At 26.2% G+C, this 17,236-nt stretch carries 15 protein-coding genes and 2 pseudogenes; 10 read left to right on the top strand and 7 right to left on the bottom strand.

The window, feature by feature from the left end; translation table 11 throughout:
• Positions 1–89: 89 nt before the first annotated feature.
• Genes H3N56_RS12410 through H3N56_RS12420 form a run of 3 tightly spaced genes read left to right on the top strand, consistent with a single transcriptional unit; the run spans position 90 to position 1,860 of the window.
• On the top strand, positions 90–371 hold the full coding sequence (locus H3N56_RS12410; RefSeq protein ID WP_185881497.1) for a ribbon-helix-helix protein, CopG family: 282 nt from the start codon (positions 90–92) through the stop codon (positions 369–371).
• On the top strand, positions 350–1,267 hold the full coding sequence (locus H3N56_RS12415; protein ID WP_185881498.1) for a relaxase/mobilization nuclease domain-containing protein: 918 nt from the start codon (positions 350–352) through the stop codon (positions 1,265–1,267). The genes H3N56_RS12410 and H3N56_RS12415 overlap by 22 nt, the downstream gene beginning before the upstream one ends.
• Complete coding sequence (locus tag H3N56_RS12420) at positions 1,264–1,860, top strand: hypothetical protein (protein WP_185881499.1); 597 nt, start codon at positions 1,264–1,266, stop codon at positions 1,858–1,860. The genes H3N56_RS12415 and H3N56_RS12420 overlap by 4 nt, the downstream gene beginning before the upstream one ends.
• 371 nt (positions 1,861–2,231) lie before the next feature.
• Here H3N56_RS12420 and H3N56_RS12425 read toward each other — a convergent pair whose 3' ends face one another.
• Positions 2,232–2,525, bottom strand: coding sequence for a hypothetical protein (locus tag H3N56_RS12425; protein WP_185881500.1), 294 nt, complete (start codon positions 2,523–2,525; stop codon positions 2,232–2,234).
• A complete protein-coding gene (locus H3N56_RS12430) occupies positions 2,518–3,633 on the bottom strand; it encodes a hypothetical protein (RefSeq protein WP_185881501.1) in 1,116 nt (371 codons plus the stop codon). Before H3N56_RS12430 ends, H3N56_RS12425 begins: the two co-directional genes overlap by 8 nt.
• A gap of 813 nt (positions 3,634–4,446) precedes the next feature.
• On the opposite strand from H3N56_RS12430, the gene H3N56_RS12435 reads away from it, so the two are divergent.
• A complete protein-coding gene (locus H3N56_RS12435; RefSeq protein ID WP_185881502.1) occupies positions 4,447–6,009 on the top strand; it encodes a replication initiation protein in 1,563 nt (520 codons plus the stop codon).
• A gap of 358 nt (positions 6,010–6,367) precedes the next feature.
• Positions 6,368–6,557: pseudogene (locus tag H3N56_RS13565) on the top strand (type II toxin-antitoxin system RelE/ParE family toxin); the annotation flags it as partial.
• Positions 6,558–6,763: 206 nt separating this feature from the next.
• Here H3N56_RS13565 and H3N56_RS12440 read toward each other — a convergent pair.
• On the bottom strand, positions 6,764–8,416 hold the full coding sequence (locus H3N56_RS12440) for an HNH endonuclease (RefSeq protein ID WP_185881503.1): 1,653 nt from the start codon (positions 8,414–8,416) through the stop codon (positions 6,764–6,766).
• A gap of 991 nt (positions 8,417–9,407) precedes the next feature.
• Here H3N56_RS12440 and H3N56_RS12445 point away from each other — a divergent pair.
• Positions 9,408–9,689 (top strand): ribbon-helix-helix protein, CopG family, encoded by a 282-nt coding sequence (locus tag H3N56_RS12445; protein ID WP_185881497.1) that lies wholly within the window; start codon positions 9,408–9,410, stop codon positions 9,687–9,689.
• Complete coding sequence (locus H3N56_RS12450) at positions 9,668–10,021, top strand: relaxase/mobilization nuclease domain-containing protein (RefSeq protein ID WP_185881504.1); 354 nt, start codon at positions 9,668–9,670, stop codon at positions 10,019–10,021. Before H3N56_RS12445 ends, H3N56_RS12450 begins: the two co-directional genes overlap by 22 nt.
• Before the next feature lie 13 nt (positions 10,022–10,034).
• Here H3N56_RS12450 and H3N56_RS12455 read toward each other — a convergent pair whose 3' ends face one another.
• Positions 10,035–10,484 (bottom strand): relaxase/mobilization nuclease domain-containing protein, encoded by a 450-nt coding sequence (locus H3N56_RS12455; protein ID WP_185881505.1) that lies wholly within the window; start codon positions 10,482–10,484, stop codon positions 10,035–10,037.
• Entirely contained in the window at positions 10,463–10,744 is a 282-nt protein-coding gene (locus H3N56_RS12460; RefSeq protein WP_185881497.1) for a ribbon-helix-helix protein, CopG family, read from the bottom strand. The genes H3N56_RS12455 and H3N56_RS12460 overlap by 22 nt, the downstream gene beginning before the upstream one ends.
• A 991-nt stretch (positions 10,745–11,735) precedes the next feature.
• Between H3N56_RS12460 and H3N56_RS12465 the strand changes: the two genes are divergently transcribed.
• Entirely contained in the window at positions 11,736–13,388 is a 1,653-nt protein-coding gene (locus H3N56_RS12465; protein ID WP_185881503.1) for an HNH endonuclease, read from the top strand.
• A 206-nt stretch (positions 13,389–13,594) separates the two neighbouring features.
• Here the strand turns inward: H3N56_RS12465 and H3N56_RS13570 are convergent.
• Both H3N56_RS13570 and H3N56_RS12470 read right to left on the bottom strand, forming a co-directional pair.
• Positions 13,595–13,784, bottom strand: a pseudogene (locus tag H3N56_RS13570) (type II toxin-antitoxin system RelE/ParE family toxin); the annotation flags it as partial.
• A gap of 358 nt (positions 13,785–14,142) precedes the next feature.
• Positions 14,143–15,705 (bottom strand): replication initiation protein, encoded by a 1,563-nt coding sequence (locus tag H3N56_RS12470; protein WP_185881502.1) that lies wholly within the window; start codon positions 15,703–15,705, stop codon positions 14,143–14,145.
• An 813-nt stretch (positions 15,706–16,518) separates the two neighbouring features.
• On the opposite strand from H3N56_RS12470, the gene H3N56_RS12475 reads away from it, so the two are divergent.
• A complete protein-coding gene (locus H3N56_RS12475; RefSeq protein WP_185881506.1) occupies positions 16,519–16,824 on the top strand; it encodes a hypothetical protein in 306 nt (101 codons plus the stop codon).
• Positions 16,825–16,996: 172 nt separating this feature from the next.
• Positions 16,997–17,197 carry a hypothetical protein gene (locus H3N56_RS12480; RefSeq protein ID WP_185881507.1) on the top strand — a complete coding sequence of 67 codons (201 nt, stop codon included), beginning with the start codon at positions 16,997–16,999 and terminating at the stop codon, positions 17,195–17,197.
• Positions 17,198–17,236 lie beyond the last annotated feature (39 nt).

Below are 17,236 nucleotides of genomic sequence, written 5' to 3' on the forward strand. Positions count from 1 at the left end.
CCCCTTTAATCCCCCCATTAAGTTTGAATAAATATCTTCTATTTTGGATATTTATTCAAACTTCTAAACAAATTAAGGAGGTAATTGTTTTGAAAAACTTATCTGTTCGCCTGAATGAAGAAGATTATAATATTCTAGAAATTAAATCTAATGCTCTTGGAGTTACTAAAAATGAATTTATTAGAAGAATTATTAGACTTAGTGTCATAGATAATATTGAAGATTTTAATACGAATTTAAAAGAACTTTTATTGCTAAAAAGATCACTCTCAAATAATATAAATCAATTAGCTAAAAAAGGGCATAATGTAGAAAAATTTGAAGAGGTCAAGAAGGAGTTAGATGAGCTATGGGAATCTTTAAATCAATAGACAATCCAAGCACAAGAAAAGGTGGCTCTAAAAGTGCCTTAGACTATGTTGGAAAGAAAGCAGAACTAACTAAGGGAATCAACTGCTCTGATGATTACATAGAGGCTTACAAAGACTTTCAAGAAACTAAGGAGCTCTATAATAAACTTGGAGGAAGACAATTCAAACATTTTGTTTTATCATTTGGAGAAGAAACTAAAAGTAACGAAATTGCTTTAGAAATGAGCGAGAAAATAGCTAGTAAAATTTTTAATGGACATGAAGTCTTTTTAGCTGTTCATTCTGATACTGACAATTTACATTGTCATATGGTTGTTAATTCTGTAAATGTAATGACAGGATACAAATATAGTCACTCAAAACAAGAGCTTGAAAACTACAAAGAAGTTATAAATGAAATTGGAAAAGATTACAATTTTGTTTTAACAAAAAATCAAGAACTAGTTTCTGAGATTCAAAATACAACTGTTGGAGATATTAAAATCTATAACAAATCAAAATTAAAATCTGTAGAAAATCATTTTAGTGGAAAAAAAGAAAGCGATCTAGTTAATACATATTCGATCGTTATTAAAGTTCTTGAAGAAAATCGAATAAAGAGTATTAAAGAGTTTGGCAGCAAACTTTTGGAACAAGGAATTAAGCTCGATTGGCAAGAGCAAAGAAAAAATATAACTTTTGAATTAGACACTAAATATTCTCAATCAAAAAAAAATAAATTTAGACTTTCAAATTTATCAAAATCTTTTAGCGATCCAAAGCTTACTAAAGAAAATTTAGAACTAATTTTTGAAAAAAATTTATATCAAGAACAAATCAAAGAAGCTGAAAGAATTAAAAAACAAGAGTTAATTAAAATCAAATCAAAAGCAAGAGATAAGGGGATGGAAAGATGAATTTTTTTGAAGAACAAAAAAGAAAAAAAGATTTAACAATAGAAAATTTAGAACAAATTTCAAAATCTATTGAAGAGCTAAAAACTTTGGAAACAGAATTACAAGAAGTTCAAACTAAAATTAAAAATACACAAGAACTACTATCAACAACTTTACTCAAAGTTGACATCACCAAAGTTAATGAAAAAATACAAAACTCAATATTTAAAATAGATACTGATACTAAAGGGATTTCGAATATATTAAAACAAGTTAAAAAAGACATAGAAATCGAACATAGAAAAGCTCTGGATTTTTATTTGACCAGTTGGAAAATATGGGCTTTATGGACTCCATTAGTAATATCAATATTCTTTTTTACAGCTCTTTCATGGAGCTATATAGCAAACATAAGATATATTAAAACCGAATCTGAAGAACTTGTTAAAGAAAATAGAATCTTGAAAAATAAATTGGAAACTATGTATGGAACTTTAGTCCTAGATAAAAAATTTTGGTATGATAGTAAAAATCAAAATTTATATTTAGACGATAATTCAGGGATCAAAGAATTTATTAAAAAACAACAAAAAGAAAATAAAACCAAAAAATAACATTAATAAAAAAACTCCCAAGTATTTAAACTTGAGAGTTTTTTTTAGGGTTCCTTGATCTTGAAAAACAAGGATGAACATTGTGATAGTCTGAATTAAAAGACTAACTCATTCTACTAAATAGATCATAGAATCTGCAAATAAAATTTTATTTAAATAAATATATTGTAAAAAAGAAGGCACCTAAAAATTTAGGTGCCTTCTTTTTCTTCCTATTAAAAAATAGAAAGATGTAAAGTTATATAATAAATCTTGTTTCTCAGGAATTGATATTATATCCTATAAAAAATAGAATCTGCAATATCTTTTATCTTGATAATATTTTGTCTCAAAATTTCCACTATGAAATAACAAACTAAATGTAAATTAGCTTAAATTTTACCAGTGCTTTTATACATATAAATTACAACTAAAGCCACTAATATAAATACTACCATTCCCACTGTTCCCTTCTTCATGACTTCGCCAACTGTTTCTTGAAAATAATATAGAAAAGACCAAAACATTGTAACTAAAAATAAAATAAATAAAAAAATAATAATATATGAAGAAATAGCCCCAGTTAAATTATTGTTAGTAAGATATGTATCAATTAAAAAAATGATAAAAACTATCAAACTAGGAATAAAATATTTTATAAAAAAATCCTTTGCTTTTTTATTCATTTTTATCTCCTTCTACTTTTTTAAATTTTTTATCAATTTCATTTTTTATCGAAGTTCCTGTTGAAAAGGTATCAAGTCCAAATTCTTTAACAAAATATTTAGTCGCTAGTAAAGGAGTTAATTTTCGGTATTCTTCTACGTGTAATTGACGACCAAAACGACTAGTCACTAAAGTCGTAGTTTTAACTTTCAATTTATAAATATATCCTATCCCTTTACTATCAACAAAGTCAGCTGCGTATTTAACACCTTTTTTTCCTAACTCTGCTAAAGAAAAAGCTAAATTTCCCATGTTATATATATCTTCACCAAAAGAATCAGATAATTTAACTTTACTATCAGTATCGTCTAAGGCATTTTTTACAATACTACCTAAAGGTTTATAAAAATGGTCTCTAGTTAGGTTAACGCTTCCCATTATTTCAGGTCTACCTGTTGATACAAAATAAACATCAGCCACAAATTCTGTTATAAATCCTGTTCCATGAGCTATAATAAAAAATTTTACAGCTATTGGAGTAGTCATTGTTAGCATTGCACCCATACCGATAGCTGTGGTGACATTTAAAGCACTAAAAAAAGAATCCATTCCCAGTTTAGAATAATTAATATTATTTTCTATTGGAGTCATAATAACCGTGTTATTAACTCCTTTTAATTTCAGGTGCTTAATATAACTATCTGTTCTTGTTGCTCCTGTCTCTCCTGTCCCCTCTAAAGGAACTAATTTGTATTGTCTTAAAATTAATGAAAATCTATGTTTCCCCTTGTTAAAATATTCTAAATAATCAACAATAAAGCTATTAAAAACTAAATGTCTTATTACGTGCCCATTTCTAGCTATTTTTATATTAGTTTTCTTTAGCCAGTTTTTACCATCACCCTTTTCACGACTCCAAGTATTTAGTTTCAAAATATTATCCCTGTTAACACTATCATCATGCCGAATATAGCCATCAATAAGAATAATTCCATGTTTATATAAAAATCTTATGTCTTCAATATCAACTTGATTTAAAATGATTTCATCATTAAAATTAATTTCTGTTTTGGCTGAAGCATCCTCATAATTGTAAACTTCAAAAGTCTTGTTTGTATTGCTTCCCATAATCCCTCCAATAATCCAATAATTTATTAACGATAATTATAAAAAAGACTCCCAAGTTTTTATACTCAGAAGTCTTTTAATTTATCTTTCTATACTGGGAGAATAGAAAGATGTAAAGTTCTATAACAAATCTTAATTTCAGGTAAATTTATTATACAGGAGACAAAATACAATCTGCAATTAATTTTTATTGAATTGAAAATACTAATTATTTTGTAAAATCGATTTTAAAGTGCATCTAAACTGTTTGGTGTGTATTTTGTTGAAGAACCAGTTAGGATTCGTTCTAAGCACAAATAAGAGCGTTTAATCTATGTTTTGAAATCTATTTGTTAGATCAATTATCTTGAAAAATTATTTATTACCACAAAATTAAAGATAGTCTAGTAATAATTAGTTCGTTGAATTATATCTGATCTATTTTTAAATAATTGTAAATTATTATAAAAAATAAATTTTTTATATTTTGTGTTTTTTTTTATAAATTAATAAAAATTCAAATTTTCTTTTTAAAAGAATCTTTAATTAATCTTTAAAAGAATCTTTAAAAGATTTAGGAGTCATCTAGACGTTGATTTCACTGATCTAAAGAATGGTTATAGGCTACCATTTGTTGGTTATAAGACTACCATTTGTTGATTTATAGGCTACCATTTGTTGATTTATAGGCTACCATTTGTTGATTTATAGGCTACCATTTGTTGATTTATAGGCTACTTTATATTGACGAGTATCCTAACATGTGGTAACCTTTACTTAATAAGGGTTTGTTAATACAAGGCTACCTAATGTTGATTTAAAAAAAGGAGGAGTATGTCTAAAGAAATTGTGAAGTATCATAATGACATGAATAAAGTTAATCTTGGAAGTTTTTCAACAAAGGAATTAGATTTATTTTTTTCAATTTGTTTTAAATTGAAAGAGATAGGGACAAATGAGATAAAAATTTCTTTTAATGATATTAAATTTTTAATCGGCGAAGAGAACAACCCAAAGAGAGTAAAGAACCATGTAGATAATCTGAATAAAAAATTAGCACAATTAAATTACCAATTTGAAATTAGTCCTAACATATTTGAGAGATTTGTATTATTTACTAATTTTACGAGTAATTATAATGACAATACGTTAACAATAAAAATCAATGATAAGTTTGGTTATTTATTGAATAATTTAATAGGAAATTTTACGAAATTTGAATTAGAACAATTTGTAAGGTTAAAAAGTTCGTACAGTAAAAATATGTTTAAATTATTAAAACAATGGGAAAGTAAAAAAGAAAGAGAATTTAAAATAGAAGAATTTAGGGACTTATTATCAATACCTAAAAAATATAGGATGTCTATAATCGATATTAAAGTTTTAGCTCCAATTATGGAAGAATTGCCACAATATTTTGTTAATTTAAAAGTAGAAAAAATTAAAATAGGACGTTCAATAAGTAAAATAAAATTTTCTTGGGAAAATAGAAAAATAGAGAAGTTAAAAGAATCTGAATTTATAGATATAATAGAAATTTCAGATAAATTAAATAAAGCTATAGAAAAAGCAAAAAAGAATAGGTTTATTTATAAATTATTACAAATTGAGAGTATAGAAAAATTATTGAAAATATTCAATGAAAATGACCTTGTAAAAGGCTTAAATTGGGCTTATAAAGAAATAAAACAAGATGTAAATAGCCTTGACTATTTAATAAAAACTATAAGAACAGGAATAGAAAAAAAAGAGAAGAAATTAATAGTAAAAAAGATACTTGATCCTGTTAAAAATGAAAGTAAAGTTAGTGAAATGGAATTAGAAAAACCTTTAGCAGAAGAGATTAAAATAGTTGCAGATAAAATCAAAGTTACTAAACAAGAATATGAAGGATTATATGAAAAATATTTAAAAGAAAATAAAATAAGGAATAACAAAGTCACTAGGCTAGCTTATGAAAATTCAACTAAAAACAAGTATGAAATAATTAATAGAGAAGACCTTTTAAATATAATTAGGATAAGTGAAATAGAAGCAAATATTTTGTATCAAGCATATATGATAGAACATGGTGTTACGAGTATTGAAAAATGGAAGCAAATAATTGAAGGAAAATATGAGATTATTCCTGATGTTAAAACTAACATACCTTTAAAAATATTTAAAAATGAGTTAGAAGAAGATGATGATTTAGAAAATAGAAGTCTCGAAATGGATTTTATGTCTATCGAATCCAAAAAAGATGAAGATGGAGAATTAATAGTATCATGTAAATTATCAGTTAATTTAATGGATTTAAATATAAAACCTGAGGATTTATTAGATAAAAATGGAAAAGAATTAAAAGGTGCTACTTTAATCAGTAGAGTCGAAAGATTAAAGAACTTAAAAAAATAAAGAAGGCTAACTGGGGCAACAGTTAGCCTAGTGATTACCTAGTACCCTTTTTTAACTAGTGAGAAAAAAAGGACAATAACAAATATAAATCTTAGCATTTCGTAAGCTCACCCCCTTTCTAGAGGTAGGTAACCACTGGTTAATAGTGTATCATAATACAAAAAATTAAAAAAGAGTTGGTTTGCCCTCCAACTCTTTTTCGTACAATGAACTTACGAACATTGATTTATATTTGTTTTATAGCTTATTATATTCTTATTTATTTTAAAAATCAAGAAAAACCATATTTTAAATTTAATTCTACCATTTTCTTGTAAACTTTATCTAAATTAAGTACAATCTTTGATTAGTTCAGACAATTATTTTAAAATGGATTAAGAAAAATCTTATTGATTGTGATAATCCTAAAGCTCATGGAAAAGTATTAATTAGGAAACAAAAAAGGGTTTTGGAGATACAGAGTAGGTAATTATAGATTACTTTGTATGATGTATTAACTATATTAGTTCTTGAAGTAGGACCATAGAAGTGAAATTTATAAGAAATAGATTTAGATTCAAAAGAATGAAGAGATGCGCAAATTTCTCCATTTTAAAATTTAAATAAAAAGAGCTAGTTTCTCACCTCTAGCTCTTTTCTGTAGGTCTCGCGTCGGTTTTTTTGTCCCTCGGCACCAAAATTACAACTTTATCAATAAAATCAAAATGTTTCAATAAATTGTACTTTAATTTACTATACTTAAAATTTAGTTGATTCAACAAGTTATAATTTTGTTACTTTTTGCTCTATTACATTTCCAACATAAAGCTTGAAGATTATCCTCTATCGTTTCACCACCCTTTGATATAGGAATAATATGATCTATTTCTAACAATAAGTTTGGTTCAATCTCTGTAGAGTTATTACAGTTACAACAAGTAAAATTATCACGAATTTTGATAAATTCACGTAATTTTTTTGTCATTAAAGTCCGTTGCTCTTTTATAAAGGAACTTATAGTAAGTTTATTTTCTAGTGTCTTAATAAGCTCTATAATAGTTTCTTCTTTCATTGGGATAGTAAATGACCTTTGGACCATTCCACCATTAGAGGTATATGAAAATTTATACTCCACAATAAGTACACTTTCATTAATAGTAGCAAATCCAAGACGTGAGTAGAATCCTGCCTCATCGTTTTTCATAATAAAATCAGGAACATCACCAAGGTATTGTTGATACTCCATTTTGTAATTTTCAATAATCTGTCTTGCTTCGCTTAAAGTTTCAAGTTCTTCTACAAGTTGATATAGTTTTTTAATTTGCTCAGGATATAATTTTTTATTAGTATAAAAATACTTTATTATATATTCTAAAGGATTATTTTCAGCACTTGCAAATACTGTTGATGAGACCTCTGCAGTAAAAGGTGTTATTGTTTTTTTGTAAGGGCGAATATAGTTATATTCATCATCAGCGATTGTTTCATTACGTACGACCCTAGTACCGAAAAGCTGTGATATAAATTGAACTTTTTCATTAATATACCCATTAAATTCTTTTTGAGAGCTCATTAATACTTCACAAGTTTCTTTAATTTTTAAAAAACTAGGAGATTCATAATATTCAATTATCTGTTGATTTTTATCTATAATTTTTTCTATTTCATTTTTAAGGTTTAACATAAAATCTTTAATAAAAAGCCACTCTTCACTATCAAGAGTTTTTATCTTTTTGATACTATTAACTGTTCTGTCAAATAGTTGTCCAATTAAATTATCTACATCTTCACGATTTTCCTTAGTAATTAAAGAATCTTTATTTGTATTTGCATAATCAATTATATTATTGACAATATCATAATATTCTTGTTGTTTTTGACTTAAATCTTTTTTTTCTTTTTCTTTTATAAGTTTATTGTATTCTCCTTTAGTCATAAGTAAAGCTGGATTTTCCTTATATCTATTTATGTGGTGTTGAGTTATAGCTATTTCCCTTAAGCCTAGGTTATTACCACTTGATGTTATATAATTAACCTTAATTATATAAGCTTCAGTTTTGTTTAAAGTTTTATTAATTTCTTCTTTAAGTTGAGGGTAATGAGGATTATCAATATATTTATTATCTTTAAAAAAAATTTTAAAAATATTTGCAATATTATTTTTCTGCTCGATAATTTTCTCTACTTTTTCAAGCATTTTATTATTTTCTCTAAAAAATTTGATATCGTCATAGTTTTCTAATGCTTGGCGACTTTTTACCGTTACATTCGTATTAAAATCTAAAGTACTTAATCCTAGTTCATTTAAAATTTGAGTTTTGAATACTCTATACTGTCTTTTTTTCTCTTTTTCTTTCTCTTTTTTTTTATCTTCTGCAAAACTACTATACATAATTCCCAATATTAACACTAAAAATATTATGACCATACTTAATTTTCCTTTCTACTATCTCTTATATTTTTTTAGTAATTTGTTTAATTGTACATTTTTTAATAAAATTTGATATCTTCATGAAAACTCTCTCCCGAAGGAGATATCTGAACATAATTGTAAAGTATTTGAATCATATTAGCAACTATTTTATCAATTTTATTTTTTACAAGCCCTTCCATCAGGAAAATGCGTAATAATAACGCTAAGAGCTGATTTTTAAGGATCTTGATAATAATTTATTTGAAATCAACATTAACATTTTCAATGAATTTATGAGGATGAAAAAATAAGTTCCAATAATTGAACCTATATTTTTTACTACGATTTATCATATCATTTTCACTTGTATTTTTAAAGGGATAAACACAAGTGTATACTTTTTTAAGGGTCTTAAAATCGATTTTGCGAGGTCATTTTTTTACAGTTCCCATCCATATTTTTCTTTTTGGTCCTTTTTCCTGGATTAAAACTTTTTTCAACCCTCCCAATACATATTTTAAATCTTTTTGAATTTGAATTTTATTTTTAACATATGGTTTAAAATCTTTTTCTTTAGTACCTATTTCATTTAATTTTCTTTAGATTAATTTTTACCCTCAAAGAATAATTTATTATATTCGCTTTTGGTAATTTTATTAATTGCAAATAATTCAACTGATTTAAGGCTATTTTTGGCGTTCTAGGGGATACTAAGCCTCTCCACTCTCTAGTTGTTTATGCCAGATGTATTTTTTATAAAGGGGGCCAAAAGTTGAGGTATAAGCAGGTTCTGCTCCCATAATTTATGAAAACGATGGGGAATAAAGCAGTTATGATAGTCGGACAAGTTCCCTATTTTTGACGTCAAAACTACGTTTTACCATAAAAAATCGTCCTTGCAAAGGTGGGGCAAAGCCCCCCTTTAATCCCCCCATTAAGTTTGAATAAATATCTTCTATTTTGGATATTTATTCAAACTTCTAAACAAATTAAGGAGGTAATTGTTTTGAAAAACTTATCTGTTCGCCTGAATGAAGAAGATTATAATATTCTAGAAATTAAATCTAATGCTCTTGGAGTTACTAAAAATGAATTTATTAGAAGAATTATTAGACTTAGTGTCATAGATAATATTGAAGATTTTAATACGAATTTAAAAGAACTTTTATTGCTAAAAAGATCACTCTCAAATAATATAAATCAATTAGCTAAAAAAGGGCATAATGTAGAAAAATTTGAAGAGGTCAAGAAGGAGTTAGATGAGCTATGGGAATCTTTAAATCAATAGACAATCCAAGCACAAGAAAAGGTGGCTCTAAAAGTGCCTTAGACTATGTTGGAAAGAAAGCAGAACTAACTAAGGGAATCAACTGCTCTGATGATTACATAGAGGCTTACAAAGACTTTCAAGAAACTAAGGAGCTCTATAATAAACTTGGAGGAAGACAATTCAAACATTTTGTTTTATCATTTGGAGAAGAAACTAAAAGTAACGAAATTGCTTTAGAAATGAGCGAGAAAATAGCTAGTAAAATTTTTAATGGACATGAAGTCTTTTTAGCTGTTCATTCTGATACTGACAATTTACATTGTCATATGGTTGTTAATTCTGTAATGTAATGGATACTTTCACTCAATTTCTATTTATGTAATCTTTTCCAATTTCATTTATAACTTCTTTGTAGTTTTCAAGCTCTTGTTTTGAGTGACTATATTTGTATCCTGTCATTACATTTACAGAATTAACAACCATATGACAATGTAAATTGTCAGTATCAGAATGAACAGCTAAAAAGACTTCATGTCCATTAAAAATTTTACTAGCTATTTTCTCGCTCATTTCTAAAGCAATTTCGTTACTTTTAGTTTCTTCTCCAAATGATAAAACAAAATGTTTGAATTGTCTTCCTCCAAGTTTATTATAGAGCTCCTTAGTTTCTTGAAAGTCTTTGTAAGCCTCTATGTAATCATCAGAGCAGTTGATTCCCTTAGTTAGTTCTGCTTTCTTTCCAACATAGTCTAAGGCACTTTTAGAGCCACCTTTTCTTGTGCTTGGATTGTCTATTGATTTAAAGATTCCCATAGCTCATCTAACTCCTTCTTGACCTCTTCAAATTTTTCTACATTATGCCCTTTTTTAGCTAATTGATTTATATTATTTGAGAGTGATCTTTTTAGCAATAAAAGTTCTTTTAAATTCGTATTAAAATCTTCAATATTATCTATGACACTAAGTCTAATAATTCTTCTAATAAATTCATTTTTAGTAACTCCAAGAGCATTAGATTTAATTTCTAGAATATTATAATCTTCTTCATTCAGGCGAACAGATAAGTTTTTCAAAACAATTACCTCCTTAATTTGTTTAGAAGTTTGAATAAATATCCAAAATAGAAGATATTTATTCAAACTTAATGGGGGGATTAAAGGGGGGCTTTGCCCCACCTTTGCAAGGACGATTTTTTATGGTAAAACGTAGTTTTGACGTCAAAAATAGGGAACTTGTCCGACTATCATAACTGCTTTATTCCCCATCGTTTTCATAAATTATGGGAGCAGAACCTGCTTATACCTCAACTTTTGGCCCCCTTTATAAAAAATACATCTGGCATAAACAACTAGAGAGTGGAGAGGCTTAGTATCCCCTAGAACGCCAAAAATAGCCTTAAATCAGTTGAATTATTTGCAATTAATAAAATTACCAAAAGCGAATATAATAAATTATTCTTTGAGGGTAAAAATTAATCTAAAGAAAATTAAATGAAATAGGTACTAAAGAAAAAGATTTTAAACCATATGTTAAAAATAAAATTCAAATTCAAAAAGATTTAAAATATGTATTGGGAGGGTTGAAAAAAGTTTTAATCCAGGAAAAAGGACCAAAAAGAAAAATATGGATGGGAACTGTAAAAAAATGACCTCGCAAAATCGATTTTAAGACCCTTAAAAAAGTATACACTTGTGTTTATCCCTTTAAAAATACAAGTGAAAATGATATGATAAATCGTAGTAAAAAATATAGGTTCAATTATTGGAACTTATTTTTTCATCCTCATAAATTCATTGAAAATGTTAATGTTGATTTCAAATAAATTATTATCAAGATCCTTAAAAATCAGCTCTTAGCGTTATTATTACGCATTTTCCTGATGGAAGGGCTTGTAAAAAATAAAATTGATAAAATAGTTGCTAATATGATTCAAATACTTTACAATTATGTTCAGATATCTCCTTCGGGAGAGAGTTTTCATGAAGATATCAAATTTTATTAAAAAATGTACAATTAAACAAATTACTAAAAAAATATAAGAGATAGTAGAAAGGAAAATTAAGTATGGTCATAATATTTTTAGTGTTAATATTGGGAATTATGTATAGTAGTTTTGCAGAAGATAAAAAAAAAGAGAAAGAAAAAGAGAAAAAAAGACAGTATAGAGTATTCAAAACTCAAATTTTAAATGAACTAGGATTAAGTACTTTAGATTTTAATACGAATGTAACGGTAAAAAGTCGCCAAGCATTAGAAAACTATGACGATATCAAATTTTTTAGAGAAAATAATAAAATGCTTGAAAAAGTAGAGAAAATTATCGAGCAGAAAAATAATATTGCAAATATTTTTAAAATTTTTTTTAAAGATAATAAATATATTGATAATCCTCATTACCCTCAACTTAAAGAAGAAATTAATAAAACTTTAAACAAAACTGAAGCTTATATAATTAAGGTTAATTATATAACATCAAGTGGTAATAACCTAGGCTTAAGGGAAATAGCTATAACTCAACACCACATAAATAGATATAAGGAAAATCCAGCTTTACTTATGACTAAAGGAGAATACAATAAACTTATAAAAGAAAAAGAAAAAAAAGATTTAAGTCAAAAACAACAAGAATATTATGATATTGTCAATAATATAATTGATTATGCAAATACAAATAAAGATTCTTTAATTACTAAGGAAAATCGTGAAGATGTAGATAATTTAATTGGACAACTATTTGACAGAACAGTTAATAGTATCAAAAAGATAAAAACTCTTGATAGTGAAGAGTGGCTTTTTATTAAAGATTTTATGTTAAACCTTAAAAATGAAATAGAAAAAATTATAGATAAAAATCAACAGATAATTGAATATTATGAATCTCCTAGTTTTTTAAAAATTAAAGAAACTTGTGAAGTATTAATGAGCTCTCAAAAAGAATTTAATGGGTATATTAATGAAAAAGTTCAATTTATATCACAGCTTTTCGGTACTAGGGTCGTACGTAATGAAACAATCGCTGATGATGAATATAACTATATTCGCCCTTACAAAAAAACAATAACACCTTTTACTGCAGAGGTCTCATCAACAGTATTTGCAAGTGCTGAAAATAATCCTTTAGAATATATAATAAAGTATTTTTATACTAATAAAAAATTATATCCTGAGCAAATTAAAAAACTATATCAACTTGTAGAAGAACTTGAAACTTTAAGCGAAGCAAGACAGATTATTGAAAATTACAAAATGGAGTATCAACAATACCTTGGTGATGTTCCTGATTTTATTATGAAAAACGATGAGGCAGGATTCTACTCACGTCTTGGATTTGCTACTATTAATGAAAGTGTACTTATTGTGGAGTATAAATTTTCATATACCTCTAATGGTGGAATGGTCCAAAGGTCATTTACTATCCCAATGAAAGAAGAAACTATTATAGAGCTTATTAAGACACTAGAAAATAAACTTACTATAAGTTCCTTTATAAAAGAGCAACGGACTTTAATGACAAAAAAATTACGTGAATTTATCAAAATTCGTGATAATTTTACTTGTTGTAACTGTAATAACTCTACAGAGATTGAACCAAACTTATTGTTAGAAATAGATCATATTATTCCTATATCAAAGGGTGGTGAAACGATAGAGGATAATCTTCAAGCTTTATGTTGGAAATGTAATAGAGCAAAAAGTAACAAAATTATAACTTGTTGAATCAACTAAATTTTAAGTATAGTAAATTAAAGTACAATTTATTGAAACATTTTGATTTTATTGATAAAGTTGTAATTTTGGTGCCGAGGGACAAAAAAACCGACGCGAGACCTACAGAAAAGAGCTAGAGGTGAGAAACTAGCTCTTTTTATTTAAATTTTAAAATGGAGAAATTTGCGCATCTCTTCATTCTTTTGAATCTAAATCTATTTCTTATAAATTTCACTTCTATGGTCCTACTTCAAGAACTAATATAGTTAATACATCATACAAAGTAATCTATAATTACCTACTCTGTATCTCCAAAACCCTTTTTTGTTTCCTAATTAATACTTTTCCATGAGCTTTAGGATTATCACAATCAATAAGATTTTTCTTAATCCATTTTAAAATAATTGTCTGAACTAATCAAAGATTGTACTTAATTTAGATAAAGTTTACAAGAAAATGGTAGAATTAAATTTAAAATATGGTTTTTCTTGATTTTTAAAATAAATAAGAATATAATAAGCTATAAAACAAATATAAATCAATGTTCGTAAGTTCATTGTACGAAAAAGAGTTGGAGGGCAAACCAACTCTTTTTTAATTTTTTGTATTATGATACACTATTAACCAGTGGTTACCTACCTCTAGAAAGGGGGTGAGCTTACGAAATGCTAAGATTTATATTTGTTATTGTCCTTTTTTTCTCACTAGTTAAAAAAGGGTACTAGGTAATCACTAGGCTAACTGTTGCCCCAGTTAGCCTTCTTTATTTTTTTAAGTTCTTTAATCTTTCGACTCTACTGATTAAAGTAGCACCTTTTAATTCTTTTCCATTTTTATCTAATAAATCCTCAGGTTTTATATTTAAATCCATTAAATTAACTGATAATTTACATGATACTATTAATTCTCCATCTTCATCTTTTTTGGATTCGATAGACATAAAATCCATTTCGAGACTTCTATTTTCTAAATCATCATCTTCTTCTAACTCATTTTTAAATATTTTTAAAGGTATGTTAGTTTTAACATCAGGAATAATCTCATATTTTCCTTCAATTATTTGCTTCCATTTTTCAATACTCGTAACACCATGTTCTATCATATATGCTTGATACAAAATATTTGCTTCTATTTCACTTATCCTAATTATATTTAAAAGGTCTTCTCTATTAATTATTTCATACTTGTTTTTAGTTGAATTTTCATAAGCTAGCCTAGTGACTTTGTTATTCCTTATTTTATTTTCTTTTAAATATTTTTCATATAATCCTTCATATTCTTGTTTAGTAACTTTGATTTTATCTGCAACTATTTTAATCTCTTCTGCTAAAGGTTTTTCTAATTCCATTTCACTAACTTTACTTTCATTTTTAACAGGATCAAGTATCTTTTTTACTATTAATTTCTTCTCTTTTTTTTCTATTCCTGTTCTTATAGTTTTTATTAAATAGTCAAGGCTATTTACATCTTGTTTTATTTCTTTATAAGCCCAATTTAAGCCTTTTACAAGGTCATTTTCATTGAATATTTTCAATAATTTTTCTATACTCTCAATTTGTAATAATTTATAAATAAACCTATTCTTTTTTGCTTTTTCTATAGCTTTATTTAATTTATCTGAAATTTCTATTATATCTATAAATTCAGATTCTTTTAACTTCTCTATTTTTCTATTTTCCCAAGAAAATTTTATTTTACTTATTGAACGTCCTATTTTAATTTTTTCTACTTTTAAATTAACAAAATATTGTGGCAATTCTTCCATAATTGGAGCTAAAACTTTAATATCGATTATAGACATCCTATATTTTTTAGGTATTGATAATAAGTCCCTAAATTCTTCTATTTTAAATTCTCTTTCTTTTTTACTTTCCCATTGTTTTAATAATTTAAACATATTTTTACTGTACGAACTTTTTAACCTTACAAATTGTTCTAATTCAAATTTCGTAAAATTTCCTATTAAATTATTCAATAAATAACCAAACTTATCATTGATTTTTATTGTTAACGTATTGTCATTATAATTACTCGTAAAATTAGTAAATAATACAAATCTCTCAAATATGTTAGGACTAATTTCAAATTGGTAATTTAATTGTGCTAATTTTTTATTCAGATTATCTACATGGTTCTTTACTCTCTTTGGGTTGTTCTCTTCGCCGATTAAAAATTTAATATCATTAAAAGAAATTTTTATCTCATTTGTCCCTATCTCTTTCAATTTAAAACAAATTGAAAAAAATAAATCTAATTCCTTTGTTGAAAAACTTCCAAGATTAACTTTATTCATGTCATTATGATACTTCACAATTTCTTTAGACATACTCCTCCTTTTTTTAAATCAACATTAGGTAGCCTTGTATTAACAAACCCTTATTAAGTAAAGGTTACCACATGTTAGGATACTCGTCAATATAAAGTAGCCTATAAATCAACAAATGGTAGCCTATAAATCAACAAATGGTAGCCTATAAATCAACAAATGGTAGCCTATAAATCAACAAATGGTAGTCTTATAACCAACAAATGGTAGCCTATAACCATTCTTTAGATCAGTGAAATCAACGTCTAGATGACTCCTAAATCTTTTAAAGATTCTTTTAAAGATTAATTAAAGATTCTTTTAAAAAGAAAATTTGAATTTTTATTAATTTATAAAAAAAAACACAAAATATAAAAAATTTATTTTTTATAATAATTTACAATTATTTAAAAATAGATCAGATATAATTCAACGAACTAATTATTACTAGACTATCTTTAATTTTGTGGTAATAAATAATTTTTCAAGATAATTGATCTAACAAATAGATTTCAAAACATAGATTAAACGCTCTTATTTGTGCTTAGAACGAATCCTAACTGGTTCTTCAACAAAATACACACCAAACAGTTTAGATGCACTTTAAAATCGATTTTACAAAATAATTAGTATTTTCAATTCAATAAAAATTAATTGCAGATTGTATTTTGTCTCCTGTATAATAAATTTACCTGAAATTAAGATTTGTTATAGAACTTTACATCTTTCTATTCTCCCAGTATAGAAAGATAAATTAAAAGACTTCTGAGTATAAAAACTTGGGAGTCTTTTTTATAATTATCGTTAATAAATTATTGGATTATTGGAGGGATTATGGGAAGCAATACAAACAAGACTTTTGAAGTTTACAATTATGAGGATGCTTCAGCCAAAACAGAAATTAATTTTAATGATGAAATCATTTTAAATCAAGTTGATATTGAAGACATAAGATTTTTATATAAACATGGAATTATTCTTATTGATGGCTATATTCGGCATGATGATAGTGTTAACAGGGATAATATTTTGAAACTAAATACTTGGAGTCGTGAAAAGGGTGATGGTAAAAACTGGCTAAAGAAAACTAATATAAAAATAGCTAGAAATGGGCACGTAATAAGAACATTTAGTTTTTAATAGCTTTATTGTTGATTATTTAGAATATTTTAACAAGGGGAAACATAGATTTTCATTAATTTTAAGACAATACAAATTAGTTCCTTTAGAGGGGACAGGAGAGACAGGAGCAACAAGAACAGATAGTTATATTAAGCACCTGAAATTAAAAGGAGTTAATAACACGGTTATTATGACTCCAATAGAAAATAATATTAATTATTCTAAACTGGGAATGGATTCTTTTTTTAGTGCTTTAAATGTCACCACAGCTATCGGTATGGGTGCAATGCTAACAATGACTACTCCAATAGCTGTAAAATTTTTTATTATAGCTCATGGAACAGGATTTATAACAGAATTGTGGCTGATGTTTATTTTGTATCAACAGTAGACCTGAAATAATGGGAAGCGTTAACCTAACTAGAGACCA

The sequence above is a fragment of the Cetobacterium sp. 2A genome (assembly GCF_014250685.1).
GTDB lineage: Bacteria > Fusobacteriota > Fusobacteriia > Fusobacteriales > Fusobacteriaceae > Cetobacterium.

Bases quoted from the DNA above. Each gene is read 5' to 3' on its own strand.
- H3N56_RS12455 (WP_185881505.1), bottom strand. From the start codon at position 10,484: ATGGGAATCTTTAAATCAATAGACAATCCAAGCACAAGAAAAGGTGGC.
- H3N56_RS12440 (WP_185881503.1), bottom strand. From the start codon at position 8,416: ATGGTCATAATATTTTTAGTGTTAATATTGGGAATTATGTATAGTAGT.
- H3N56_RS12430 (WP_185881501.1), bottom strand. From the start codon at position 3,633: ATGGGAAGCAATACAAACAAGACTTTTGAAGTTTACAATTATGAGGAT.
- H3N56_RS12415 (WP_185881498.1), top strand. From the start codon at position 350: ATGGGAATCTTTAAATCAATAGACAATCCAAGCACAAGAAAAGGTGGC.
- H3N56_RS12480 (WP_185881507.1), top strand. From the start codon at position 16,997: ATGACTCCAATAGAAAATAATATTAATTATTCTAAACTGGGAATGGAT.
- H3N56_RS12425 (WP_185881500.1), bottom strand. From the start codon at position 2,525: ATGAATAAAAAAGCAAAGGATTTTTTTATAAAATATTTTATTCCTAGT.
- H3N56_RS12435 (WP_185881502.1), top strand. From the start codon at position 4,447: ATGTCTAAAGAAATTGTGAAGTATCATAATGACATGAATAAAGTTAAT.
- H3N56_RS12465 (WP_185881503.1), top strand. From the start codon at position 11,736: ATGGTCATAATATTTTTAGTGTTAATATTGGGAATTATGTATAGTAGT.
- H3N56_RS12450 (WP_185881504.1), top strand. From the start codon at position 9,668: ATGGGAATCTTTAAATCAATAGACAATCCAAGCACAAGAAAAGGTGGC.
- H3N56_RS12475 (WP_185881506.1), top strand. From the start codon at position 16,519: ATGGGAAGCAATACAAACAAGACTTTTGAAGTTTACAATTATGAGGAT.
- H3N56_RS12470 (WP_185881502.1), bottom strand. From the start codon at position 15,705: ATGTCTAAAGAAATTGTGAAGTATCATAATGACATGAATAAAGTTAAT.
- H3N56_RS12420 (WP_185881499.1), top strand. From the start codon at position 1,264: ATGAATTTTTTTGAAGAACAAAAAAGAAAAAAAGATTTAACAATAGAA.